Genomic DNA, 22,751 nt, shown 5'->3' with positions numbered 1-22,751 from the left:
GGCTCGCGTTTCTGAGGAGGCCCGCGTGACCACGACACCCGTTCACCTGACCCGGCCGGACGGCAAGGGGCTCGCCGCCGGCACGCTCGGCCTCTGGGGCTCGACCGTCATCGGCCTGGCCTCGACCGCGCCGGTCTATTCGCTCGTCGCGACGCTCGGCTACGTCGTCCTCGCCGTCGGCGGGCAGGCGCCGATCGCGTTCGTGATCGCGTTCATCCCGATGCTGCTCATCGCCTTCGCCTACCGCGAGCTCAACAACGCCGTCCCCGACTGCGGGACGGCGTTCACGTGGGCGACCAAGGCGTTCGGGCCGTGGGTCGGCTGGATGGGCGGATGGGGCGTCGCGATCGCCGGCATGATCGTGCTCGCGAACCTCGCTCAGGTCGGCTCGGTGTACTTCTGGGCGCTCCTCGGGCAGGAGTTCGAGGAGCAGAACGACTGGCGCATCATCGTCGTGGCCGTCGCCTTCATCGCGGCGATGACCTGGATCTCGTGGCGGGGGGTCGAGATCGGCGAGCGCATCCAGAACGTGCTGCTCGGCATCCAGTACCTCGCCCTCATCGTCTTCGTCATCGCCGCCCTGACGCAGTTCTTCGCTGGCGACGCACCGGCGGCGACGCCGTTCAGCTGGGAGTGGCTGAACCCGTTCGCCTTCGGCGACTGGGGCGGGTTCGTCGAGGCGATCCTGCTCGCGATCTTCATCTACTGGGGCTGGGACACGTGCCTCGCCCTCAACGAGGAGACGAAGGACCCCAAGCGCATCCCGGGACTGGCGGCCCTGCTCACCTGCGTGCTCCTGCTCGTCACCTACGTCTCAGTCACGATCGCCGCGATGATGTACGCGGGCATCGGCGAAGAGGGCGGCGGGCTCGGCAATCCCGAGAACGCGGACGACTTCTTCCTCGGCATCCGCGACGGACTGCTCGGTCCGTGGGGGTGGCTTCTGGTGGTGGCGGTGCTCATCTCGGCCGTGTCGTCGACGCAGACCACGATCCTCCCGACCGCCCGCGGCACCCTCGCGATGGGCGTCTACCGGGCGCTGCCCGCGAAGTTCAAGGACGTCCACCCCGACTACCGGACCCCGTCGTTCTCGACGCTCGTCATGGGCGTCGTCGCGATCGTCTACTACGTCGTGATGACGACGATCAGCGACGCGATCCTGCAGGACACGATCCTCTCCCTCGGCCTCGCGATCGCCTTCTACTACGCCATCACGGGGTACGCGTGCGTCTGGTACTTCCGGGCCGACCTCTTCCGCTCCGCGCGCGACTTCTTCTTCAAGGGGCTGTTCCCGCTCATCGGCGCGCTCATGCTGACGTACGCGTTCATCCAGTCGGCGATCGACATGCTGGCCCCCGACTACAGCTACTACGGCACTCTGCTCGGGGTCGGCTCGACGTTCGTGGTCGGCATCGGGGCGCTCGCGCTGGGCGCGGTCCTCATGGTCGTCTGGTTCTTCTTCCCTCGGGCCAAGCGCTTCTTCCGCGGCGAGAGCCTCAACCGCGACACCCCCGTCCTCGTCCCCGACGACACCAGCTCGCTCCCCCGTTCGATCGACGGCGGCATCTGACCGCCCGAAAGGAACCCTCCGCATGCGCATCCTCATCATCGGCGCGGGCGGTGTCGGCAGTGCCGCCGCCCGCATCCTCCGCCGACGCGATTTCTTCGAGACCGTCGTCATCGCCGACTACGACCCGGCCCGCCCGCAGGCGCTCGTGGACGAGCTCGGCGACGAGCGGTTCGCCGCGGCGCAGGTGGATGCCTCGAACGCCGAGTCCGTGGCATCCCTCCTCCGCGAGCACTCCGCCACCCACGTGCTGAACGCCGTCGACCCGCGGTTCGTCATGCCGATCTTCGACGGCGCGTTCGCGGCCGGGGCGACGTACCTCGACATGGCCATGAGCCTGTCGCAGCGGCATCCGGATCGCCCGTATGAGGAGGTGGGCGTCAAGCTCGGCGACGCGCAGTTCGCGAAGGAGCAGGAGTGGCAGGATGCCGGGCGCCTGGCGCTCGTCGGGATCGGCGTCGAGCCGGGCCTGTCGGACGTGTTCGCCCGCTACGCGGAGGACGAGCTGTTCGACGAGATCGACGAGCTGGGCGTGCGCGACGGCGCGAACCTCGTCGTCGCGGGGTACGACTTCGCGCCCTCGTTCTCGATCTGGACGACGATCGAGGAGTGCCTGAACCCGCCCGTGATCTACGAGGAGGGCAAGGGCTGGTACGTCACCGAGCCCTTCAGCGAGCCGGAGGTGTTCGACTTCCCCGACGGGATCGGACCGGTCGAGTGCGTCAACGTCGAGCACGAAGAGGTGCTCCTCATGCCGCGGTGGACGAAGGCCAAGCGCGTGACATTCAAGTACGGCCTCGGCGACGAGTTCATCGAGGTGCTGCGGGTGCTCAACAAGCTCGGCCTCGACAAGACCGACCCGCTGACCGTGAAGGGGGTGCAGGTCTCACCGCGCGACGTCGTGGCGGCGGCCCTCCCCGACCCGGCCACCATCGGCGACAAGATGAGCGGTAAGACGTGCGCCGGCGTGTGGGTGACGGGAACCGGCAAGGACGGGCAGCCGCGCTCGACGTACCTGTACCACGTGGCCGACAACGAGCAGACGATGCGCGAGGACAACTCGCAGGCCGTCGTCTGGCAGACGGCGATCAACCCCGTCATCGCGCTCGAGCTGCTCGCCCGCGGCACCTGGTCGGGGACGGGCGTGCTCGGTCCCGAGGCGTTCGACGCGAAGCCGTTTCTCGAGCTGCTCGCCGCACCGAAGCCCGAGGGCTACGGCTCGCCGTGGGGCATGCGGGAGCAGCCGCATCCCGTACGGTCCGAGGCCTGAGGAGGGGCGAGGTCCCGATCGGGCCGGGAAACGGGCGCGCATTCCCGGCCCGAACGGGACTTCGACAGCGGCTCAGCGCCGGTAGGTCGTGAGCGCGCGGTCGCGCGAGACCTGCGCGGTGAGCCCCTCGGCCTCGAACAGGCCGACCGTCCGCCGCGACAGGGGTGGCAGGGCGGGGGTGCGGGTGAGTCCCACGAGCAGAGTGCGGTGCGTCGTGGCGGTCCGCACCTCGAGGCGCGCGTACTCGCCGCGCTCGCGCCAGCGGAGCAGATCGATGTCGCGGTAGGCGAACCGCTCCTCGCGCCCGGCGTTCGCGATGCGCACGTCAGAGGCACCGAACGTGATCGTGTATGTCGCCGACCGGCGCTGGACGACGGCCCACAGAGCGAGGTAGGCGAGCCCCGCGAAGGGAAGCGCGACCAGGATGACGAGGGAGCGGGGCCCGAGCCGCGGGAGGACGTCCGAGAGGCCGATCAGCACGGCGATGACGGGGACGGCGGCGGCGATGATCGCGAGGACGATCCCCGCAGCGAGGCCACGCATCGACATCGACACCGCGCGGACCTCCACGGCGGCGCCTCCCGCCGGCGCAGCACGCCAATCGAGAGTCGACGGCGGCGATGGTCGCCGCCCGACCCGGATGCGGCCGAGGACGCGTCCGAAGAGGGCGATCCAGATCCACGCGGATGCCGGGGCGAGAGCGATCCCGCCGGCGACGACGACCGCGCGCAGCACCGGGGTGCCCTGCGGGCCGCCCCACGAGCCGACGGTGGCGAGCACGGCTCCCGCCGCGATCGCGACGACGACGTGGACGATCAGGCCCGCCGCACCGAGACGCTCGACCGCGCCGACGAAAGCGGCACCGAGCGCCCATCCGCCGACGACGGCCAGCAGGATCGACCAGATGTCCAGGTCGGACGTCACGAGGACGACCGCCACGGCGAGGGCGAACAGGGCGAGTCCCGCCCCGAGGGCCACGACGGGGAACGCCCACGAGCGGCGATCGTCGGCGGCATCCCTCACGAGGGTCGATCGTACGGGGCAGCGACGGCGAGGTCCCGATCCGGCCGGGAAACGCGTGCGCTCACCCGGCCCGATCGGGACCTCATCACGACGTCAGGTCAGGTCGACGGCGACCGACACACCCTCGGTCGCCGAGCGCTGCGCCGCGTCTGCCAAAAGCAGCGCGGCGCGGCCGTCGTCGAACGTCGGGCTCGCGGACTCCTCGCCGCGCACCAGCTTGAGGAACTCCGCCAGCTCGGCCCGGTACGAGGGGGTGTAGCGGGTGACCATGGATGCCTCGAACGGCGCACCGGCGGCGACACCGTTCGCGTTCGACAGGCTCACGAGGCTCGTGCCCTGATTGGCGACGGTGAGGTCGCCGTCGCTGCCGTACGCCTCGATGCGCTGGTCGTACCCGGTCGTGCTGTGGCGCGAGTTGATGATCGTGACGAGCGCACCCGAGGCGGACTTGAGGATGGCGGTGGTCGTGTCGAAGTCGCCGTGCTCGCGGGCGCCGTCGTCGAAGGTCGTCGTGCCGAAGGCGGTGACCTGCACGATGTCGGGCAGGAAGTAGCGCGCCATGTCGAAGTCGTGGATCGTCATGTCGCGGAAGATGCCGCCCGACACGGCGACGTACGACGCCGGCGGCGCCGAGGGGTCGCGGCTGATGATCGTCAGCTGCTCGAGGCGGCCGATCTCGCCCGCAGCGACGCGCGAACGCGCCGTGTGGAAGCCGGGGTCGAACCGACGGTTGAACCCGAGCGCGACGGGCACCCCGGCTGCGGCGACGACGGGGCGGAGTGCCTCGACGCGGGCGATGTCGAGGTCGATCGGCTTCTCGCAGAGGACCGGGATGCCGGCCTCCACCGCGGCGCGGATGAGGTCGACGTGCGTCGGGGTCGGCGAGGCGACGAGCACCGCGTCGACCTCGCCCGAGGCGAACACCTCGGCGGGATCGGTCGTGGTCTTGCCGCCGTACTGGGCGGCGAGCCGCTCGGCCCCGTCGATGAACGGGTCGGCGATCCACGCGAGCTCGGCGTCGGGTGAGGCGGCGATGCTCGCGGCGTGCACCTGACCGATGCGTCCGGAGCCGAAGAGTCCGAAGCGGACGGGGGTGGCGGTCATGTCGTTCCTGTTCGTCGAGAGAGGGATTCGGTGTCAGACCCAGGCGCGCAGGGCGTCGCGGTTGGTGACCTGATCGGCGGAGCGGGCGGTGACGAAGGCGTCGAGGGCGACGTCGGGTCCGTTGAGCACGTCCTGCTCGACGACGACCCAGCCCTCGTACCCGCGGGCGTCGAGGGCGGTCATGACGGCGGCGAGGTCGATGTCGCCCTGGCCGAAGGCGACGAACGAGCCGCCCGACCAGACCTCCGGCATCCCCCCGCCTGCGGCGAGGACCCGTCGGAGCGCGGCGAGGTCGACGTCCTTGAGGTGCAGGTGGTTGATGCGGTCGCCCCAGCGCTCGACGGCGGCGAGCGGATCGCCGCCCGCGATGAAGAGGTGTCCGGTGTCGAGGGTGAGGTCGACGTCGGTGTCGGCGACGAACCGGTCGATCTCGTCGGGCGACTCGACGAAGGTCCCCGCGTGGTGGTGGAACGTCGGCTCGAAGCCGGCGCCCCGGACGATGCGCGCGGCGCGGGCGACGTTGTCGGTGAGGCGGCCCCAGGCATCCGTGTCGAGCCGGTCGACCTCGGCGCCGCGACCCGGGGCACCGCGGCGGAGCGACGACCCGTCGTCGGCGAGCGTCGGAAGCGGCAGGGGGCCGGCGCCGGCCTCGGCACCCGCCGAGAACTGGCGGAGCGCCGCGCGCAGGTCGGGCAGGGCGGCGGCGAAGGCGTCGTCGTCCGAGAACGGCAGCTGGACCCAACCGCCGGCGAGCCCGAGGCCGAACCGCTCGAGGCGGCCCCGGAGGGCGGCGTCCTCACCGAGGAACCCGAGGGGGCCCAGGTCGATGCCGGCGTAGTCCGCCTCGGCGAGCGCCGCCATCATCGCGTCGGGCGAGATCGTCTCGGCGCCCTCCGGGGTGAGCTCGAAGACACCGAAGCTGACCGGAGCGCCGGCGACGACCGCCTTCATCGCTGACCTCCGCCGAGGAGGGGGCGCTGCGCGGCGCGTTCGCCGACGTAGGCCTCGCGGGCCTGCTGCGTGGACTCGATGGTCGACACTTCCGGGACGGGCACGTCCCACCACCCGGCGTTGTCGGGAGCGTAGACGAGCGGATCGCTGTTGATGTGGATGAACGTCGACCGATCGGATGCCTTCGCGGCGGCGACGGCATCGGTCAGGTTCGCCGCGGCATCCGGTCCTTCGGCGATCTCGACGACGTCGAGGCCGTAGCTGCGGGCGTTCATGGCGAGGTCGACGGGGAGGACGTCGCCACCCTGGAAGTTCTTCGCGGCGGGGTCGTAGGTGCGGTACTGCGTGCCGAAGCGCTGCGACCCGACCGTCTCGGAGAGGTGACCGATCGAGGCGAAGCCGTGGTTCTGGATGAGGACCACGATGATCTTGATGCCTTCGGCGACCGCCGTGACGAGCTCGCTGTTGAGCATCAGGTACGACCCGTCGCCCACCATGACGACGACGTCGCGGTCATCCCCCGCGGCGACGAGCCCGCGCTTCGCGCCGAGCCCGCCGGCGATCTCGTAGCCCATGCACGAGAACGCGTATTCGACGTGGTAGCCGAGCGGGTCCCGCACGCGCCACAGCTTGTGGAGGTCGCCGGGGAGCGATCCGGCCGCCTGCACGATGACGTCGCGGGGGTCGGTCACGGCGTGCACGGCGTGGATGATCTCGGGCTGACCGGGACGGTCGGCACCCGACGGCGCGAACGCGCGGTCGACGATCTCGTCCCACTCCGCCTTCTGTCGGGCGATCCGCTCGGCGTGGTCGGCCGTGACGCGGAAGCCCTCGAGGTCCCGCGTCAGCGCGACCAGTGCTTCGCGGGCGTCGGCGACGACGGGCAGCTCCGAGCCGTGCTTGTAGGCGTCGAAGGCGGCGACGTTGATGTTGACGAAGACGACGTCCGGGTTCTGGAAGGCCGTCCGCGATGCGGTGGTGAAGTCGCTGTAGCGGGTGCCGATCCCGATGACGACGTCGGCCTCGGCCGCCAGGCGGTTGGCCGCGAGCGAGCCCGTCGCGCCGACGCCGCCGAGGTACTGCGGGTGGTCCCACGCGAGGGATCCGCCGCCGGCCTGGGTCGTCCCGACGGGGATGCCGGTGGCCTCGACGAACGCGCGGAGCTGCTCCTCCGCCTCGGAGTAGATGACCCCACCGCCGGCCACGATGAACGGGGTCTTCGCCGAGCGGATCGCGGCGACCGCGCGCTCGAGAGGTCCGCGCTCGGGGAGCGGACGGCGGATGTGCCACTCGCGGTCCTGCAGGAACTCGATGGGCACGTCGAGCGCCTCGGCCTGCACGTCCTCGGGGAGGGCGATCGTGACGGCGCCGGTCTCGGCGGGGTCGGTCAGCACCCGCATCGCGGCGAGCGCGATCGAGTAGAGCTGCTCGGGCCGCTGCACGCGGTCGAAGAACTTCGAGAGCGGGCGGAACGCGTCGTTGACCGTGAGCCCGATGTCCCAGGGCTGCTCGAGCTGCTGCAGGACGGGGTCGGCGACGCGGGTCGCGAACGTGTCGCTCGGCAGGAGCAGCGCGGGAAGGCGGTTGGTCGTCGCGAGGGCGGCTCCCGTGAGCATGTTGGCCGCGCCCGGACCGACGGATGCCGCGGCGGCATACGTGCCGCGGCGGCGGTGCATCCGCGCGTAGCCGACGGCCTGGTGCACCATCGCCTGCTCGTTGCGGGCCTGGTGATACGGCATGAGGTCGGGATCGTGGACGTTCAGCTGAGTGAGCGCCTGGCCGATGCCGGCGACGTTGCCGTGACCGAAGATGCCGAAGACCCCGGGGATCGTGCGCTCGCGCACGTCGCCGTCGACCGTCCACTGGTGGGCCAGGAACTCGATGAGCGCCTGGCTGACCGTCATCCGCTTCGTCTCTGCCATCAGGATCGGCCTTCCTCGGTCGGGTACGGGAGCCGCGGATCGACGTCCTGCTCCGTCCAGGTGTCGCGGACCCACGCGTGCGCGGGGTCGTCGCTGATGAGCCACGCCCGGCCGGGGTCGGGCCCGGCCATGACGTTCAGGTAGTACAGGTCGTAGCCCGGCGCGGCGACGGCGGGGCCGTGGTAGCCGTAGGGCACGAGGGCGATGTCGCCCGTCCGCACCATCGCGGCGATGTCGATTTCGCCCGCGGGCGAGGAGTAGGTGCTGAACATCCCGAAGGCACTGTCCTCGGCGGCCGCCGACCCCGCGACCGGCGCCGACTCGAAGTAGTAGATCTCCTCGAGGCGCGACTCGTGCCCCGGGACGTGCTCGTCGTGCTTGTGCGGCGGGTACGACGACCAGTTGTCGGCGGGGGTGATCACTTCGCAGACGATGAGGCGGTCGGCATCCAGCGCCTGCGGCGTCCCGAAGTTGTGCACCTGTCGGCTCGACGATCCCGCGCCGCGCAGCTCGACGGGGGTCTCCGCCGCGGCGATGTGGCGCCACGGATGGCGGACGGATGCCGGGGCCTCCGCGACGGCCACACGGCCGCGGCCTGTGAGCGTCGCCGTCCGTCCGACCGGGAGGTAGACCACGTCGGTCGGGCCGGCGAAGACCGACCGACGACCCTGCAGCGTCGTCCGTGCGCTGTCGTCGCCGTCTGCATGGTCGACCTCGAACGAGCCCGCGAGCGGCACGATGATGCGCTCGACGTCGGTCTCGGCCAGCTCGACGGCATCGCCGTCCGCGAGGTCGGCGACACGGATGCCGGTGTGCTGCCAGCCGGGGGTGCCCCGGCCGACGACGCTCTCCCAGCCGTCTGCGGCGAGGTCGCCGCGGCGGTGGAACCAGGTGTTCTCGATGCTCATCTTCGCGCTCTCGGGATGCCGCCGCCGGGCGGCGTGCGATCAGGTGTTCTGGGGGAAGCCGAGGTTGATGCCGCCGTGCTCGCCGAGGGCACGCGTGGCGGGGTCGAGCCACCGGCTGGTGATCGCCTTCTCACGGGTGAAGAAGTCGAACCCGTGGACACCGTACGCTTTCGCGTCGCCGAACAGCGACTTCTTCCAGCCACCGAACGAGTGGTACGCGACGGGGACGGGGATCGGCACGTTGATGCCGATCATGCCCACCTGCACCTCGTGCTGGAACCGGCGCGCGGCGCCGCCGTCGTTGGTGAAGATCGCGGTGCCGTTGCCGAACTCGCCCGAGTTGATGAGCGCGAGGCCCTCGTCGTAGCTCTCGACGCGGACGACCGAGAGGACGGGTCCGAAGATTTCCTCGGTATAGGCGCGGGAGGTCGTCGGGACGTGGTCGAGGAGGGTGGGTCCGAAGAAGAACCCGTCCTCGTGGCCGTCGACCGTGAACCCGCGACCGTCGACCACGACCGTCGCGCCGTCGGCCTCGGCGATGTCGACGTAGGAGGACACCTTGTCGCGGTGGACGTCGGTGATGAGCGGTCCCATGTCGGGCTCGACGCCGTCCTGGCCCGCGCCGTTGCCGATGCGGAGCTTCGCGATGCGCTCGGTCACCTTGGCGATCAGCTCGTCGGCGACCGGCTCGACAGCGAGGACGACGCTGATCGCCATGCACCGCTCGCCCGCCGCGCCGAAGCCCGCGTTGACCGCCTGGTCGGCGACGAGGTCGAGGTCGGCGTCGGGGAGCACGAGCATGTGGTTCTTCGCGCCGCCGAGGGCCTGCACGCGCTTGCCGTTCCGCGATGCGGTCTCGTAGATGTACTGCGCGATCGGAGTCGAGCCGACGAACGAGATCGACTGCACGACGGGGCTGTGCAGCAGCCCGTCGACGGCGAGCTTGTCGCCCTGCAGCACCGTGAAGACGCCGGCCGGCAAGCCCGCCTCCGCCCACAGCTCGGCGAGCCAGAGCGCGGCCGACGGGTCCTTCTCGCTGGGCTTGAGGACGACCGCGTTGCCGGCTGCGATCGCGATCGGGGCGAACCAGAGCGGCACCATGACGGGGAAGTTGAAGGGCGAGATGACACCGACGACGCCGAGGGGCTGCTTGATCGAGAAGACGTCGACGCCGGTCGACGCGTTCTCGGAGTACGCACCCTTGATGAGGTGCGGGAACCCGGTTGCGAGCTCGACGACCTCCTGGCCGCGGAGGATCTCGCCCATGGCGTCCGAGACGACCTTGCCGTGCTCGCTCGTGATGAGCTCGGCCAGCTCGCCCTTGCGTGCGTTCAGCAGCTCGCGGAACGCGAAGAGCACGCCCTGACGCTTCGCGATCGAGAACGCGGACCACACGCGGAAGCCCTCTTCGGCCGCGGCGATCGCCTCGTCGATCTCGGCCTGGTCGGCCAGGGCGACCTCTGCCTGCACCGCGCCCGTCGCCGGGTTGTACACCGGAGCCGTCCGCCCGCTCGTCGAGGCACGGTGCGCGCCGCCGATCCAGTGGCCGATGACGCGGGTCTGGGTGGAGAGGGTGCTCATGAGTGTTCCTTCGTGACGAGGGAGGAGTGGACGAGACCGGCCGCGATGTCGACCGCAGCCGCGGTGTCGCCGTCGGGCGGGTAGAGGAGGGTCCGGCCGACGGTGAGTCCGCGGACACCGGGAAGCGCGAGGGCATCCTGCCATGAGGCGAAGGTGGTGTCGGGGTCCTCCCCCGAGTCCCCGCCGAGGAGCAGCGTCGGGAGGGTCGTTGCCGCCATGACCCGCTCCATGTCGGGCACGACGGGCAGCTTCATCCACGTGTACGCGCTCGACCCGCCGAGGCCCGACGCGATCGCGACCGACAGGACCACGGCATCCGTCGACAGGTCGTTGACGATGCGGCCGTCTCGCCACGAGCTCATGAACGGCTCGAGCATGATCGGGATGCCGGCGCCCGCCGCCGCGGTCACGGCGTGCGCCGTCGCCTCGAGGGTCGCGGCCGTCGCCGGGTCCTCGAGGTTGATGCGCATGAGCACCTTCGCGAAGTCGAGGTTCGCGGAGATCATCGAGGGCACGTCGTAGGCGCCGTAGCGGTCGTCCATCTCGAAGGAGGATCCCCGCAGGCCGCCGCGGTTCATCGAGCCGACGACGATCTTGCCGTCGAGCAGGCCCAGGGCGGCGAGGTCGTCGATCACATCGGGGGTGCCGAGGACACCGTCGACCCCGGGGCGGCTGAGCGCGATGGCAAGGCGCTCGATCAGCTCGTAGCGGTCGGCCATGGCCGCGGCATCCGACCCCACGGCCAGTGCACCGCGGGCGGGGTGATCCGCAGCGACGATGAAGAGGCGGCCGTCGCCGGTGTCGAGGTGGCGCCGGGTGCGGGTCGCGACAGCGTGCCGGATCGCCTCGGGGTCGAAAGCGCGCAACTCGCGCAGACGCGCGAAGGCGGCCTCGCTGATGACTCGGTCGCTCATGTCGCGCTCCCCGCGCTCAGGATCGCCTCGACCTCGTCGGTCGTCGGCATCGCCGTCGAACATTCCAGGCGCGACGCCACGATGGCGCCGGCCGCATTCGCGAAGCGGAGGATCCGCTCCAGGTCCCAGCCGAGCAGCAGGCCGTGACAGAGGGCACCGCCGAACGCGTCTCCGGCGCCGAGCCCGTTGACCACGTCGACGGGATGCGGCGGCGCGACGACGGTCTCGGTGCGGGTCTTCGCGAAGACGCCCTCGGGTCCCTGCTTCACGATCGCCAGCTCGACGCCGCGCTCGAGCAGGGCGTCGGCCGCCCGCATCGGGTCGGTCTCGCCGACGGCGACCTCGCACTCCTCGCGGTTGCCCACGGCGACCGTCACGTGTTCGAGGGCGGCGGACACCTGCGCGCTCGCCTCGGCGGGATCGGGCCAGAACATGGGCCGGTAGTCGAGGTCGAGAACGGTGTGGCGCGCGCGGCCGCGGCGACGCAGGGCGTCGAAGTGAGTGGACCGGCTCGGCTCCTGGCTGAGGCCGGTGACCGTGAGCCAGAAGATGGATGCCTCCGCCAGCACGTCGTCCGGCAGCTGGTCGGGCGTCACCTCGAGGTCGGGCGCCTTCGGTTCGCGGTAGAAGTACAGCGGGAAGTCGTCGGGCGGGAAGATCTCGCAGACGGTGAGCGGCGTCTTGTAGGTGCCGTCGACGGCGACGAGCGTCGGGTCGACCGAGAGGCGGTCCAGTTCGGCGCGGAGGTAGCGGCCGAACGGGTCGTCGCCGACGCGCGAGACGAGCGAGACGTCGTGCCCGTAGCGGGCGGCTGCGACGGCGACGTTGGCCGCGCTTCCGCCGAGGAACTTGCCGAACGACGAGACCTCTTCGAGGCCGACACCGATCTGCAGCGGGTAGATGTCGACGCCGAGACGGCCGAGCGACAGGACCTCGGGGGCGGTGGCGCGAGAGGTCATCCGACGGTCGTGTCTCGAGGCGCGAACATGTCCTAACAATAACACATAGACAAATCCGGAGGCCAGGACCGATGTGCCGTTAGCCTGTCACGTGATGTTGTCGGTACAAACGCCGACGACACCCGTCATCCATCAGAAGGAGTGTGAGGGCTGTGGTCGATGCCGACACCTACTGGCCCGCGGAACTCTTCACCGACCTCGACCGCACCGGTCCCGTGCCGCTGTATTTCCAGGTGTCCAGCCGGCTCGAGGCCGCCATCCACTCCGGGGCGATCCCGGCCGGCGGACGCCTCGAGAACGAGATCGCGATCGGCCAGCGCCTCGGCCTCTCCCGCCCCACCATCCGCCGCGCGATCCAGGAGCTCGTCGACAAGGGACTCCTCGTGCGACGCCGGGGCATCGGCACGCAGGTCGTCCAAGGGCAGGTGACGCGAGCGGTCGAGCTGACGAGCCTCTACGAGGACCTCAAGAACTCCTCGCACGTCCCCGCGACCCGCGTCCTCGGGCACGAGGTCATCCCGGCCACCGACGTCGTCGCCCACAGCCTCGGCCTGACGCCCGGCGATGACGTCCTCTTCGTCCGTCGGCAGCGGAGCACCGACGGAGTGCCCGTCGCCGTGCTCGAGAACTACCTGCCGCCGGAGTTCGCCGACATCACCCGCGAGCAGCTCGAGGAGCACGGCCTCTACGAGATCCTTCGCGCGCGTGGCATCACCATCCGCGTCGCCAAGCAGAAGATCGGCGCACGCAGCGCGCGCGGCGACGAGGGCGAACTCCTCGACATCGACACCGCGGGTCCCGTTCTCACGATGGAGCGCGTCGCGTTCGACGACTCGGGCCGCGCCTTCGAGTACGGCCACCACTGCTACCGCCCCGACCTCTACAGCTTCGAGACGACGCTCGTCGCCAAGTAAGAAGCCGCGCGCGATCGAGGTCCCGATCGGGCCGGGAAACAGCGCATCGTTTCCGGCCCGATCGGGACCTCGGTAGACGTCAGTCAGCGAGGCGTTCGAAGGAGGCCGTCAGATCCGCGGCATCCGAGGCGATGACGTCGGCGTCGACGAGGTCGCCGGCACCGGCCACGAGCGCGTCCGACCACGTCTGGAGGATCTCCTCCGCGGCCCCTGATCCGTAGAAGAGGTCGCGCAGTCTCTCCAGCTCGCTCTCGTACAGCGCGTGGAAGTCCTCGTCGGCGAGGAAGCGCGTGGCCAGGATGTTGGAGCCGCCGCGACCCCCGCCTCCGCCCATCTCCGGCCCGGCGACACCACCGGTATCGTCCGGCCGGGCGGGTCGGTCCGCCCCGGCATCACCCTCGGGCGCTCCCGCGTCGCCGCGGTCGGGCATCGCCATCCCGTCACCGCGGGCACCGCCTGCCCCGGCATCCCCTGGCGAAGCGCCGAAGGCGAGATTGAGGTCCCAGTTGACGACGGTCATCAGGTCGGTGTCCGCATCGTAGGCGAGGTAGGAGTTGTTGCCCGGCCCGTCGATGTCGTCGAAGTTGTCGCCGAGGTCCTGGAACGCGAGGTAGGTGGCGAACTCCGTCACATCGAGGTGCTCCGACAGCTCGGCGCTGAACGTGTCGTCGTCGGAATCGTTGATGAACTCCAGGAACGAGATGAGCGGACTGAGATCGTCTTCGCCCGCCTCCTGATCGAAGACGTCCGTGTAGGACTCCGCGTCGTCGCCGCGGTAGGAGTAATCCCCGCCCGACTCGGCCTTGTAGAGCGCGGTCGCGCCGAGGGTGGACTCGTTCCAGCTTTCGCCCGGGTTCTCGACGACGAGGCGTAGCGACGTGGACCCCCCGATCGTGAACCGCGTGGCCGCGGCCTGCTCGCTGGCGAGCCCCGCCCGGTCGAGGAGATCGAGTGCGACGGCTTCGTTGAGCGATGTCTCGGAGCTGTTGCCTCGGACGACGAACTCGGTGATGCCCTCGTGGTTCTGGTCGTCGACGAACTTGTCGAGCCGGATGACCCACGGGATGCCGCTGGGGTCGTCATCGCTCGTGACGCTCTTCAGCGACGAATTGCCTTTCAGCTTCAGCCCCGCGCGCTCGTAGACCTGGCCATCGATCGTGACGGTGACCTCGATCCACTCCTTGTCACCCGTGCTCCCGTACGTCTTCAGAAGCTGGGCGAGCGCATCCTCATCCACGTCGACCGAGATCGCATGCACCGTCGAGGAGTCCCAGAAGCTGGCCGTCGAGGTCGCGGCGCCTGCGGCATCCGTCCCCTCTCGCCCCTCCTCGACGGCCGGCGCGACGCATCCCGCCAGAACGAGGGCACCGACCGAGACGAGGGCGAGCGAGAGAGTGAGGCGGAGGTGTCGAATGCGCATGCGTCGATGACACCCCGCCTCCCTTAATCGCGCCTAAGACGCGACTAAAGGCAGCCTTCGGGACTCAGCGCTTGCCGGCGATACGGCGCGAGACGATGTCGCGCATGATCTCGTTCGTGCCGCCGTAGATGCGGTGCACGCGGGCATCGAGGAACGCGCGCGCGATCGGGTACTCCATGATGTAGCCGTAGCCGCCGTGCAGCTGGACGCAGGCGTCGAGCACCTCCCACTCACGCTCGGTGGCCCAGAACTTGACCTGGGCGGCATCCTCCGCCGAGAGCTTGTTATCGCCGTAGAGGGCGATCGCGCGGTCGATGTAGGCCCACATGACGTCGACCGTCGTGACGAGGTCGGCCATCGCGAAGCGCGTGTTCTGGAAGTCGATGATCCGCTGACCGAAGGCCTCGCGGTCCTTCGTGTACGCGATGGTCCATTCGACACCGGCCTGCGCGGCGGCCGCGCCGGCGACGCCGATCGACAGGCGCTCGAGCGGCAGGTTCATCATCAGCTGGATGAAGCCCTTGCCCTCCTCGCCGCCGATGAGGTTCTCATCGGGCACGAAGACGTCGGTGAAGCTGAGCTCGGCGGTGTCGTGACCCTGGAAGCCCATCTTGTGCAGCTTCTTGCCGTGGTCGAACCCGGCCATGTCGGCCTCGAGCAGCAGGAGCGAGAAGGCGTCGGGGCGGTTGCCCTCGCCCGTCTTGACGAAGACGACGAAGATGTCGGACGTCGTCCCCGACGAGATGAACGTCTTCGCGCCGTTGACGATGTACCCGCCGTCGGTCTTCTTCGCAGTGGTCGAGATGCCGCGCAGGTCCGAGCCCGCGCCGGGCTCGGTCATCGCGAGCGCGCCGAGGATCTCGCCGGTCGCCATGCGCGGCAGCCACTTCTGCTTCTGCTCCTGCGTGCCCATGTGCACGAGGTACGGCACAGCGAGGTCGTCCTGGATGCCGAAGGCGCCGGCGAGCGAACCCGCTCCGGCGCGGATGATCTCCTCGTTGACGACGGTGCGGAAGCGGTAGTCCTGCAGCATGCCCGCGCCGCCGAACTCCTCGGGGACGCTCAGGCCGATGACGCCGGCCTCGCCCGCCGCGAGCATCGTGGCGCGGTCGATCTCGCCCGCGGCATCCCACTGTTCGCGCTTCTCGTTCGTGACGTACCGCTTGACGAACTCCTTGACGACGTCGCGGAACGCCTCATGATCCTCGTCGTAGATGTTCCGCTCCATGCGCGGACCCCCTTCGTGTCAGTGCTCTCACACTCGCGCGACGCTGCGCTCGTGGCGGCGTCGCCAGCCTCCACTGTACGCGCGTCGTGGGATCGGATGCCAGGGTGGGCGCGACTCAGTTCCGCGGCTCAGCCGACCGTTCCGGTCCGCAGATATCGGGCATCGTCGTGAAACGAAGAGGAGAGTGGGTGCCGGAGGGAGACACCGTGATCACCGCACTCACCCGCACGGTCGAGCACATCGAGGCGCATCTCGGCGACGAGCTGGATGTCGGCGCAGTGGCCAGGACGCACGGCACGACGGAGTACCACCTCCGCCGGATGTTCTCGTCGCTGGCGGGGATGCCGCTGTCGGAGTACGTCCGGCGGCGACGGATGACCGCGGCGGCAGGCGACGTGGTCGGGGGCGAAGACCTGCTGACGATCGCGGTGCGCTACGGCTACGGCTCGACCGAGGCGTTCGCCCGGGCGTTCCGGGCGGTGCACGGCATCGCCCCTTCCGTCGCACGGCGTGACGGAGGCCCCCTCCGCACACAACCCCGGCTCAGGTTCCGCCTGACCGTAGAAGGGAGCATCCCCATGGACACCCGCATCGTCGAACGACCGGCCTTCCGCCTGATCGGGCGAGCGGCACGCGTGCCGCTCATGCATCGCGGGGTGAACCCCGCCATCCAGGCGCACATCGCCGCGCTCCCCGCGACCGAGCACGCGCGACTGAAGGGGCTGAGCGACACCGACCCGGCCGGCCTGCTGCAGGTCAGCGCCGACGTCGACCCCGACTACACCGAGGGCAGCAAGCTGACCTATCTGCACGGGGTCGCTCGCGCCGAGGGCAGCACGGTTCCCGCGGACCTCGATGTCGTCGACGTACCCGCCGGGACGTGGGCGGTGTTCCGCACGAGCGGCGCCTACCCGCAGGCGCTGCAGTCGACGTGGGCGGCGACGGCGACCGACTGGTTCCCGGCGAACCCGTGGCGACTGCGACCGGGGCCGTCGATCGTCGCCGTCCTCGATCGCGCCGACGACTTCTCGTCCGCGACGTGCGAGCTCTGGCTGCCCGTCGACCAGGAACCTCAGCCGTAGTCGGGCGCGGGCTCGAGGCCGAAGAAGTCCTCGAGGGTGTGGAACCCGCCGTCCGCATACGCGGCGGCCAATTCGCGGCCGATGAAGCGCAGGTGCCACGGTTCGGCGGAGTATCCGGTGGTCGGCGTGTGGCCCTCTTCGTAGCGGACGATGAAGCCGTAGCGCCAGGCGTTCTCGACGATCCAGTCGGACTGCGGGGTCCCGCCGAAGCCGTCGTGGTCTCCGCATCCGGAGTCACAGGCGACGACGTCGACCGCGAGTCCCGTCTGATGCTCGCTGTGCCCCGGGCGAGCGCTACGGAGGTCTGCGGCGGCCTTGCCGCGGTTGGCGACGTGGCGGTTGTACGTCTCGACCTGGTTGTCATAAGGGCGGAAGCCGCTGCTCACACCGATCTTGCCGGCTCCGGCGGCGCCGAGGTCCGCGGACAGCTCGTCGAGAGCGGCGGCGGTCTGGTCGAGCAGCCACCCGCCCGCGACGATCCGAAGGCCCTGCGGTCGCGCCTGCGGCGTGGGCCAGTGGTCGATCGGGCTCAGCGGATGCCTCTTGTTCGCGACCACCCAGAGGCGCCCCGCCTCGTGCAGGTCGATGCAGGGCGCCTCCCCCTCGGCGACGGCTGCCCGGAAGGGTTCGGCGCCGCCGAATGCCGCGATGACGTCCCGATCCGAGCCGCTGTCGAGTGCGGTGACGACGGCATCCGTCTCGCAGATCGGCGGGGTCTGGTCAGGCTGGTCAGCCCCGGGCGTGGAAGCCGCAGGCAGGGAAGCCTCGGCCGCGGGTGGCGACGCGGCGGGATCGGATGCCGGATCGGCGACGGCGTCCTCCGGCGCGAACGCACGAGACAGGACCATCACGAGCGCGACCGTCACGGCCGCAGCGAGGGTCAGGAGCACGAGAGCGCGCCGCTGGCGTCGCCTGCGGAGCACCCGTCGCCGGGCGGCGCTCCTCGTCTCTGACACGTGACCAGTCTCGCAGTGACCTGTGGGCATCCCCGGTGTTCGATCATCTCGCGTGTGTCGTTGACAGTCTTTCGTATATGTGTTCGACTGTGGAGATGCGGTGGCAGGGGCAGGGCATCTCGACGATCGACGACGCGGCACTGCCCGGCCTCGAGTCGATGGGTGGGCTCGTCCGCTCGGTCACGACACCCGAGTTCGCGGGGATGACCTTCCACGAAGTCGTCGCCAAGTCCGCGCTGAACCACGTTCCGAGCGGATCGGCGATGCCGTTCTCCTGGACCGTGAACCCCTATCGAGGTTGCTCGCACGCCTGCACGTACTGCTTCGCTCGCAACACCCACACATACCTCGACCTCGACGCGGGCGCGGACTTCGATTCGGAGATCGTCGTCAAGGTGAATGTCGCTGAGGTCCTCGCCCGCGAGCTCGCCAGGCCGTCGTGGCGACACGAGCCCGTCGCCCTCGGCACGAATACCGATCCCTACCAACGCGCCGAAGGGCGCTACACGCTGATGCCCGGCATCATCGACGCGCTGACGGCCAGCGGCACGCCGTTCTCGATCCTCACGAAGGGCACGCTGCTGCGTCGCGACCTGCCGCAGCTGACGGATGCCGCGACCCACGTCCCGATCCACATCGCCATGTCGATCGCGATCCCCCACGAGCCGCTGCGACAGCTCCTCGAAGCGGGAGCCCCGTCGTTCCAGGCGCGGCTCGACACGGTGAAGGCTGCGACGGATGCCGGTTTCTCGGTGACCGTCTTCCTCATGCCGATCGTGCCGCACCTCACCGACGGGGTCGATGTCCTCGATGATGCGATCGCGCGGATCGCCGCATCCGGAGCCCGTCGTGTCGTGTTCGGCGCACTGCACCTGCGACCCGGTGCGAAGGAGTGGTTCTGGGCATGGCTCGAGCGGGAATGCCCCGACCTCGTGCCCGCCTACCGCGGCCTGTACCCGGGGGCCTCGGTGTCTGCGCCGAAGGGGTACCGCTCCTGGCTGTCGGCGCGGGTCCGGCCGCTGCTGCGGCGCCACGGCCTGCACGGTCGGCTCGAGGAGGAGGACGTCCCACCGCGGGGAGCGGGTCCGGTGCGGACCACGGGGCCGGCGATGAAGACCGCGACCCGGGAACAGGCATCCGCGATGCTGTTCTGACTCAGTCGTCCGGGATCAGGCGCTTGCCGAGGACCGAGGTCGCGTCGCGGGCGTAGCCGAGCGTGTCGTAGAAGTCGGTGACGGCGTCGTTGCCCTCACGGACCATGAGCATCACCTTCGGACAGCCGAGTGCCTCGAGTCGACGCTCGGCTTCGGCGACCAGCATCCGTCCGATGCCCTCACCGCGGCGCGCCGGATCGGTTGCGAGGTAGTACAGCCACCCGCGGTGTCCGTCGTAGCCGGCCACGACCGATCCGACGACACGAACGCCGTCGGACGCGACCAGCAAGAGGTCGGGCCAGACGGCGCGGGCACGCGCGATGTCGCGGTGCGGGTCGTTCCAAGGACGCGTCAGGCCGACCGCGTGCCACAGCGACACGACCGGCTCGACGTCGGGATCACCGAGGGGGCGGATGACGATCGGCATCCGCCCACCCTAGTGAGCGATCTCAGGCGTCGACGTTCGCGGCCTGACGACCCGTGATCTCTTCGAGCACGTCGTCGCCGGCGCGCGCCTCGTCGAACGGCGCGTCGATCTCGGCGCGCTCGAGCATTTCGGTCATGCGCCGACGACGCTGACGCGTGATGAGGGTGACGACCGTGCCCGCGCGGCCCGCGCGACCGGTGCGGCCGGAGCGGTGGGTGTACGTCTTGTACTCGTCGGGCGCGTCGGCCTGGACGACCAGGTCGATGTCGTCGACGTGGATGCCGCGGGCTGCGACATCGGTCGCGACGAGCACGTTCACCTTGCCGTCGGTCAGGCGCTGCAGGTTGCGGGTGCGCTTGGCCTGGTTCAGGTCACCGTGGAGGGCGACGGCGGCGATCCCGGCATCCTCGAACTGCTCGACGAGCATCTCGGAGTAGGCGCGCGTGCGGGTGAAGACGAGCGTCTTGCCGTCGCGGTCGACCAGCGAGGTCAGGATCTCGGCCTTGTCGCGGTGGTCGATCACGAGTACGCGGTGGTCGATCGTGCTGGTCTCCTGCGTCTCGCCGGCGACCTCGTAGACGGCCGGGTTCACGAGGAACTCGTCGACGAGCGCGGCGACCTCTCGGTCGAGCGTGGCGGAGAAGAGCAACTTCTGCGCGTCGTCCTGCACGAGACGCAGGATGCGCTGCATCGGCTCGAGGAAGCCCAGCTCGCTCATGTGGTCCGCCTCGTCGAGGACGACGATGCCGACCTCCGACAGGTCGAGCTTGCCCTGCTTCTCGAGGTCCTCGATGCGGCCGGGAGTGCCGATGACGATGTCGACGCCCTTCTTGAGCGCGCCGACCTGACGGCCCTGCGGCACGCCGCCGTAGACCTGCGTCGTGAACAGTCCCACGCTCTGCGCGAGCTCCTGCACGGTGCGGTCGATCTGCAGCGCGAGCTCGCGCGTCGGCGCGAGGATCAGGGCCTGCGGCGAACGGCCCCAGGCGCGGCGCTTGCCGGCCTGACCGCGCAGCACGCGCTCGACGAGCGGAGCGCCGAAGGCGATCGTCTTGCCCGAGCCGGTGCGGCCACGGGCGAGCACGTCACGGCCGTCGAGGATCGGGCGGACCGTGGCCGCCTGGATCGGGAACGGGCTCGTGGCGCCGAGGCCCTCGAGGGTCCGGACGATGTTCTGGCCGAGGCCGAGGTCGCTGAACGAAGCCTGCTCGACGGATGCGGCATCCACCGCTTCGGCCTGGAGACGCTCGTGCACGACGTCGACGTGGTCCTGGTGCGCCTTCGACTTCTCGGCGGCTTGCCAATCCGACCGGTTCGCTCGCTCGTCGCGGCGGGGCCGCTCGTCGCGGCGGGGACGGTCGTCGCGCTGCGGGCGGTCGTTGCGGTCGAAACGCGGACGCTCGGTCCGGTCATCACGACGGGGACGGTCATCGAACGACCGAGCCGGACGCTCGTTCCGGTCGAAACGCGGACGCTCCGTCCGGTCATCCCGACGGGGACGGTCATCGCGCTGCGGGCGCTCATTGCGGTCGAAACGCGGACGCTCGGTCCGGTCATCCCGACGCGGACGGTCGTCGAAGCTGCGCGCCGGACGCTCGCTGCGGTCGAAACGGGGGCGCTCGGTGCGGTCATCACGACGGGGACGGTCATCGAACGAACGAGCCGGACGCTCGTTCCGATCGAAACGGGGACGCTCAGCGCCACCGGAACGATCGAAACGCGGACGCTCGGTCCGGTCATCCCGACGCGGACGGTCGTCGAAGCTGCGCGCCGGACGATCGCTGCGGTCGAAACGGGGGCGCTCGGTGCGGTCGTCGCGACGCGGACGGTCATCGAACGAACGAGCCGGACGCTCGTTCCGATCGAAACGCGGACGCTCAGCACCACCGGAACGATCGAAACGGGGACGCTCGGCGCGGTCGAAACGCGGGCGCTCGCCCTCGGCGTCGCGACGGGGACGGTCGTCGAAACCGCGGTCGCCGCGGCTGTTCGAGCGGATGCCGCGGGCTTCGGCCCGGCCGGCGCGGTCCTGCTCGGTCCAGCGGCCCTTCGCGGGTGCCGACTCCTCGGCGGCGCGGAAGCCGCGGTGCTTGGGGCTCTTGCTGCCGGTGGTTCCGGCGGAGGCCTGACCCGGGCGACGCTTCGCGTCCTGGTAGGAGGTCTTCTTGCCGTAGCGGGGTTCGAAGTTCTGCGCGCGGCCGCCGGCCGGCTTCTTGTTCTTGGGCATGCGTGTGCTTTCTGAGTTCTCGCACGAAACAGCGCCGTGCGCCACGCACGGTGATACCCGGACTTCCGTCGGCCGGGGGCCATTCCAGTTACTGGTTCCGAAACCGCGGATCGGGTTTCGAGATCGGCCCCGAGGACTACACAGGATGCCCGCGCACAGCGCGGTGTCCTCCGCCGACTGCTCCACGATACCCGCCCCACCTGAGAAGCCGCCGCGCGGATACGCTGGCCGCATGGCCGCCGACCCCACCGGAACCCGCTTCAGCCTCCACGCCGCCGACGTCTCCGCGGAGATCACCGAGGTCGGCGCCGCGCTCCGTGCGCTGCGCGTCGGCGATGTCGATCTCGTGCCCGACTACCCCGACGACGTGCCGACACCCGCGGCATCCGGCATCGTCCTCGTGCCGTGGCCGAACCGCATCCGCGACGGCCGTTGGGAGGACGACGGCGAGCTCCGCCAGCTCGCGATCACCGAGCCGAAGTTCAGCAACGCGTCGCACGGGCTGCTGCGGTTCGCGTCGTACCGGGCCGAACAGCAGACGGATGCCGCCCTCACCCTGCGAGCCGACGTGTTCCCGCAGACGGGGTACCCGTACCACCTCGAGAACCGGGTGACCTACGCGCTCGAGGGGCGCGGCCTGCGCGTCACGCACGCGGTCACGAACGTCGGGGACGGCGATGCGCCCGTCGCCGTCGGGACCCACCCCTACTTCCGCATCTCGGACGTCGACACTGCCGACCTGTCGCTGCAGCTCGAGGCGCGGACGTGGTTCCGTCTCGACGAGCAGAACATCCCGGTCGCCGAGGAGCCCGTCGATGACGACCATGACCTGAGCTCACCGCGCCGCATCGGCGACCTGTCGCTCGACGTCGCGTTCGCCGGGCTCCCCCGGCGGGGCGGCCGCATCGAGGCTCATCTCGTCGCGCCCGATTCGCGGCGTCTGACGGTGTGGGCCGGCGCGGGCTTCGAGTACGTGCAGGTGTTCACGACCGACCGGTTCCCCGGCCACGACGTGGCCGTCGCGATCGAACCGATGACGGCGCCCGCCGACGCGTTCAACTCGGGCCGGAGCCTCCGCCAACTCGCGCCCGGCGAGACGTGGACGCTCGAGTGGGGTGTCGACCTCACCGAGGCCGACTGACCC

At 70.3% G+C, this 22,751-nt stretch carries 19 protein-coding genes; 6 read left to right on the top strand and 13 right to left on the bottom strand.

The features are described 5' to 3' along the window. Positions 1 to 25: 25 nt before the first annotated feature. Entirely contained in the window at positions 26 to 1,570 is a 1,545-nt protein-coding gene (locus H286_RS0107880; RefSeq protein WP_020097703.1) for an APC family permease, read from the top strand. Between the two features lie 22 nt (positions 1,571 to 1,592). Next, on the top strand, positions 1,593 to 2,837 hold the full coding sequence (locus H286_RS0107875; protein ID WP_020097702.1) for a saccharopine dehydrogenase family protein: 1,245 nt from the start codon (positions 1,593 to 1,595) through the stop codon (positions 2,835 to 2,837). 72 nt (positions 2,838 to 2,909) lie between these two features. Here H286_RS0107875 and H286_RS0107870 read toward each other — a convergent pair whose 3' ends face one another. The 8 genes from H286_RS0107870 to iolC all read right to left on the bottom strand — a co-directional run bounded on the left by H286_RS0107870 (position 2,910) and on the right by iolC (position 12,199). Then, positions 2,910 to 3,860, bottom strand: a complete 951-nt coding sequence (locus H286_RS0107870; RefSeq protein WP_020097701.1) for a hypothetical protein — start codon at positions 3,858 to 3,860, stop codon at positions 2,910 to 2,912. A gap of 93 nt (positions 3,861 to 3,953) precedes the next feature. Beyond that, on the bottom strand, positions 3,954 to 4,964 hold the full coding sequence (gene iolG / locus H286_RS0107865; protein ID WP_020097700.1) for an inositol 2-dehydrogenase: 1,011 nt from the start codon (positions 4,962 to 4,964) through the stop codon (positions 3,954 to 3,956). Between the two features lie 33 nt (positions 4,965 to 4,997). Then, positions 4,998 to 5,915 (bottom strand): sugar phosphate isomerase/epimerase family protein, encoded by a 918-nt coding sequence (locus H286_RS0107860; protein ID WP_020097699.1) that lies wholly within the window; start codon positions 5,913 to 5,915, stop codon positions 4,998 to 5,000. Continuing rightward, entirely contained in the window at positions 5,912 to 7,837 is a 1,926-nt protein-coding gene (gene iolD, locus H286_RS0107855; protein WP_020097698.1) for a 3D-(3,5/4)-trihydroxycyclohexane-1,2-dione acylhydrolase (decyclizing), read from the bottom strand. The genes H286_RS0107860 and iolD overlap by 4 nt, the downstream gene beginning before the upstream one ends. Then, entirely contained in the window at positions 7,837 to 8,745 is a 909-nt protein-coding gene (iolB, locus tag H286_RS0107850; RefSeq protein ID WP_020097697.1) for a 5-deoxy-glucuronate isomerase, read from the bottom strand. Before iolB ends, iolD begins: the two co-directional genes overlap by 1 nt. Before the next feature lie 39 nt (positions 8,746 to 8,784). Then, entirely contained in the window at positions 8,785 to 10,326 is a 1,542-nt protein-coding gene (locus tag H286_RS0107845; RefSeq protein ID WP_020097696.1) for a CoA-acylating methylmalonate-semialdehyde dehydrogenase, read from the bottom strand. Continuing rightward, a complete protein-coding gene (locus tag H286_RS0107840) occupies positions 10,323 to 11,240 on the bottom strand; it encodes a Cgl0159 family (beta/alpha)8-fold protein (protein WP_018187941.1) in 918 nt (305 codons plus the stop codon). Before H286_RS0107840 ends, H286_RS0107845 begins: the two co-directional genes overlap by 4 nt. Beyond that, entirely contained in the window at positions 11,237 to 12,199 is a 963-nt protein-coding gene (gene iolC / locus H286_RS0107835; RefSeq protein ID WP_020097695.1) for a 5-dehydro-2-deoxygluconokinase, read from the bottom strand. The genes H286_RS0107840 and iolC overlap by 4 nt, the downstream gene beginning before the upstream one ends. A gap of 152 nt (positions 12,200 to 12,351) precedes the next feature. Here iolC and H286_RS0107830 point away from each other — a divergent pair, with 152 nt between their 5' ends. Beyond that, positions 12,352 to 13,113, top strand: coding sequence for a GntR family transcriptional regulator (locus H286_RS0107830; RefSeq protein ID WP_020097694.1), 762 nt, complete (start codon positions 12,352 to 12,354; stop codon positions 13,111 to 13,113). Between the two features lie 79 nt (positions 13,114 to 13,192). Here the strand turns inward: H286_RS0107830 and H286_RS0107825 are convergent, their stop codons facing one another. Both H286_RS0107825 and H286_RS0107820 read right to left on the bottom strand, forming a co-directional pair. Next, positions 13,193 to 14,533 carry a CotH kinase family protein gene (locus tag H286_RS0107825; protein ID WP_020097693.1) on the bottom strand — a complete coding sequence of 447 codons (1,341 nt, stop codon included), beginning with the start codon at positions 14,531 to 14,533 and terminating at the stop codon, positions 13,193 to 13,195. A 64-nt stretch (positions 14,534 to 14,597) separates the two neighbouring features. Next, complete coding sequence (locus H286_RS0107820; RefSeq protein ID WP_020097692.1) at positions 14,598 to 15,761, bottom strand: acyl-CoA dehydrogenase family protein; 1,164 nt, start codon at positions 15,759 to 15,761, stop codon at positions 14,598 to 14,600. Between the two features lie 206 nt (positions 15,762 to 15,967). On the opposite strand from H286_RS0107820, the gene H286_RS0107815 reads away from it, so the two are divergent. Continuing rightward, positions 15,968 to 16,843 (top strand): AraC family transcriptional regulator, encoded by an 876-nt coding sequence (locus H286_RS0107815; RefSeq protein WP_028497443.1) that lies wholly within the window; start codon positions 15,968 to 15,970, stop codon positions 16,841 to 16,843. On the opposite strand, the gene H286_RS0107810 is transcribed toward H286_RS0107815, so the two are convergent. Further along, on the bottom strand, positions 16,834 to 17,799 hold the full coding sequence (locus tag H286_RS0107810) for a M15 family metallopeptidase (protein ID WP_231370915.1): 966 nt from the start codon (positions 17,797 to 17,799) through the stop codon (positions 16,834 to 16,836). The two genes, H286_RS0107815 and H286_RS0107810, sit on opposite strands and share 10 nt — an antisense overlap. Before the next feature lie 95 nt (positions 17,800 to 17,894). Between H286_RS0107810 and H286_RS0107805 the strand changes: the two genes are divergently transcribed. Continuing rightward, positions 17,895 to 18,953, top strand: coding sequence for an Rv2578c family radical SAM protein (locus H286_RS0107805; RefSeq protein ID WP_020097689.1), 1,059 nt, complete (start codon positions 17,895 to 17,897; stop codon positions 18,951 to 18,953). A 1-nt stretch (position 18,954) separates the two neighbouring features. On the opposite strand, the gene H286_RS0107800 is transcribed toward H286_RS0107805, so the two are convergent. Together H286_RS0107800 and H286_RS0107795 are read right to left on the bottom strand one after the other, a co-directional pair. Next, complete coding sequence (locus H286_RS0107800) at positions 18,955 to 19,380, bottom strand: GNAT family acetyltransferase (protein ID WP_018187933.1); 426 nt, start codon at positions 19,378 to 19,380, stop codon at positions 18,955 to 18,957. A gap of 22 nt (positions 19,381 to 19,402) precedes the next feature. Beyond that, positions 19,403 to 21,607 (bottom strand): DEAD/DEAH box helicase, encoded by a 2,205-nt coding sequence (locus H286_RS0107795; RefSeq protein ID WP_020097688.1) that lies wholly within the window; start codon positions 21,605 to 21,607, stop codon positions 19,403 to 19,405. A gap of 232 nt (positions 21,608 to 21,839) precedes the next feature. On the opposite strand from H286_RS0107795, the gene H286_RS0107790 reads away from it, so the two are divergent. Further along, positions 21,840 to 22,748: an aldose 1-epimerase family protein gene (locus tag H286_RS0107790; protein ID WP_020097687.1), complete on the top strand. Its 909-nt coding sequence runs from the start codon at positions 21,840 to 21,842 to the stop codon at positions 22,746 to 22,748. The last annotated feature ends 3 nt before the right edge of the window (positions 22,749 to 22,751 follow it).

This window comes from Microbacterium sp. 11MF, assembly GCF_000383475.1.
GTDB classification, from domain to species: domain Bacteria; phylum Actinomycetota; class Actinomycetes; order Actinomycetales; family Microbacteriaceae; genus Microbacterium; species Microbacterium aquilitoris.
Note: the sequence above shows the minus strand (reverse complement) of the source record. Positions and strands in the feature narration are given on the sequence as shown.

What these genes read in the sequence shown, in the direction of transcription:
- H286_RS0107840 (WP_018187941.1), bottom strand. Translation starts at nt 11,240, where the DNA reads ATGAGCGACCGAGTCATCAGCGAGGCCGCCTTCGCGCGTCTGCGCGAG.
- H286_RS0107875 (WP_020097702.1), top strand. Translation starts at nt 1,593, where the DNA reads ATGCGCATCCTCATCATCGGCGCGGGCGGTGTCGGCAGTGCCGCCGCC.
- iolC (WP_020097695.1), bottom strand. Translation starts at nt 12,199, where the DNA reads ATGACCTCTCGCGCCACCGCCCCCGAGGTCCTGTCGCTCGGCCGTCTC.
- H286_RS0107825 (WP_020097693.1), bottom strand. Translation starts at nt 14,533, where the DNA reads ATGCGCATTCGACACCTCCGCCTCACTCTCTCGCTCGCCCTCGTCTCG.
- H286_RS0107860 (WP_020097699.1), bottom strand. Translation starts at nt 5,915, where the DNA reads ATGAAGGCGGTCGTCGCCGGCGCTCCGGTCAGCTTCGGTGTCTTCGAG.
- H286_RS0107820 (WP_020097692.1), bottom strand. Translation starts at nt 15,761, where the DNA reads ATGGAGCGGAACATCTACGACGAGGATCATGAGGCGTTCCGCGACGTC.
- H286_RS0107795 (WP_020097688.1), bottom strand. Translation starts at nt 21,607, where the DNA reads ATGCCCAAGAACAAGAAGCCGGCCGGCGGCCGCGCGCAGAACTTCGAA.
- iolB (WP_020097697.1), bottom strand. Translation starts at nt 8,745, where the DNA reads ATGAGCATCGAGAACACCTGGTTCCACCGCCGCGGCGACCTCGCCGCA.
- H286_RS0107805 (WP_020097689.1), top strand. Translation starts at nt 17,895, where the DNA reads ATGCGGTGGCAGGGGCAGGGCATCTCGACGATCGACGACGCGGCACTG.
- iolD (WP_020097698.1), bottom strand. Translation starts at nt 7,837, where the DNA reads ATGGCAGAGACGAAGCGGATGACGGTCAGCCAGGCGCTCATCGAGTTC.
- H286_RS0107790 (WP_020097687.1), top strand. Translation starts at nt 21,840, where the DNA reads ATGGCCGCCGACCCCACCGGAACCCGCTTCAGCCTCCACGCCGCCGAC.
- iolG (WP_020097700.1), bottom strand. Translation starts at nt 4,964, where the DNA reads ATGACCGCCACCCCCGTCCGCTTCGGACTCTTCGGCTCCGGACGCATC.
- H286_RS0107845 (WP_020097696.1), bottom strand. Translation starts at nt 10,326, where the DNA reads ATGAGCACCCTCTCCACCCAGACCCGCGTCATCGGCCACTGGATCGGC.
- H286_RS0107800 (WP_018187933.1), bottom strand. Translation starts at nt 19,380, where the DNA reads ATGCCGATCGTCATCCGCCCCCTCGGTGATCCCGACGTCGAGCCGGTC.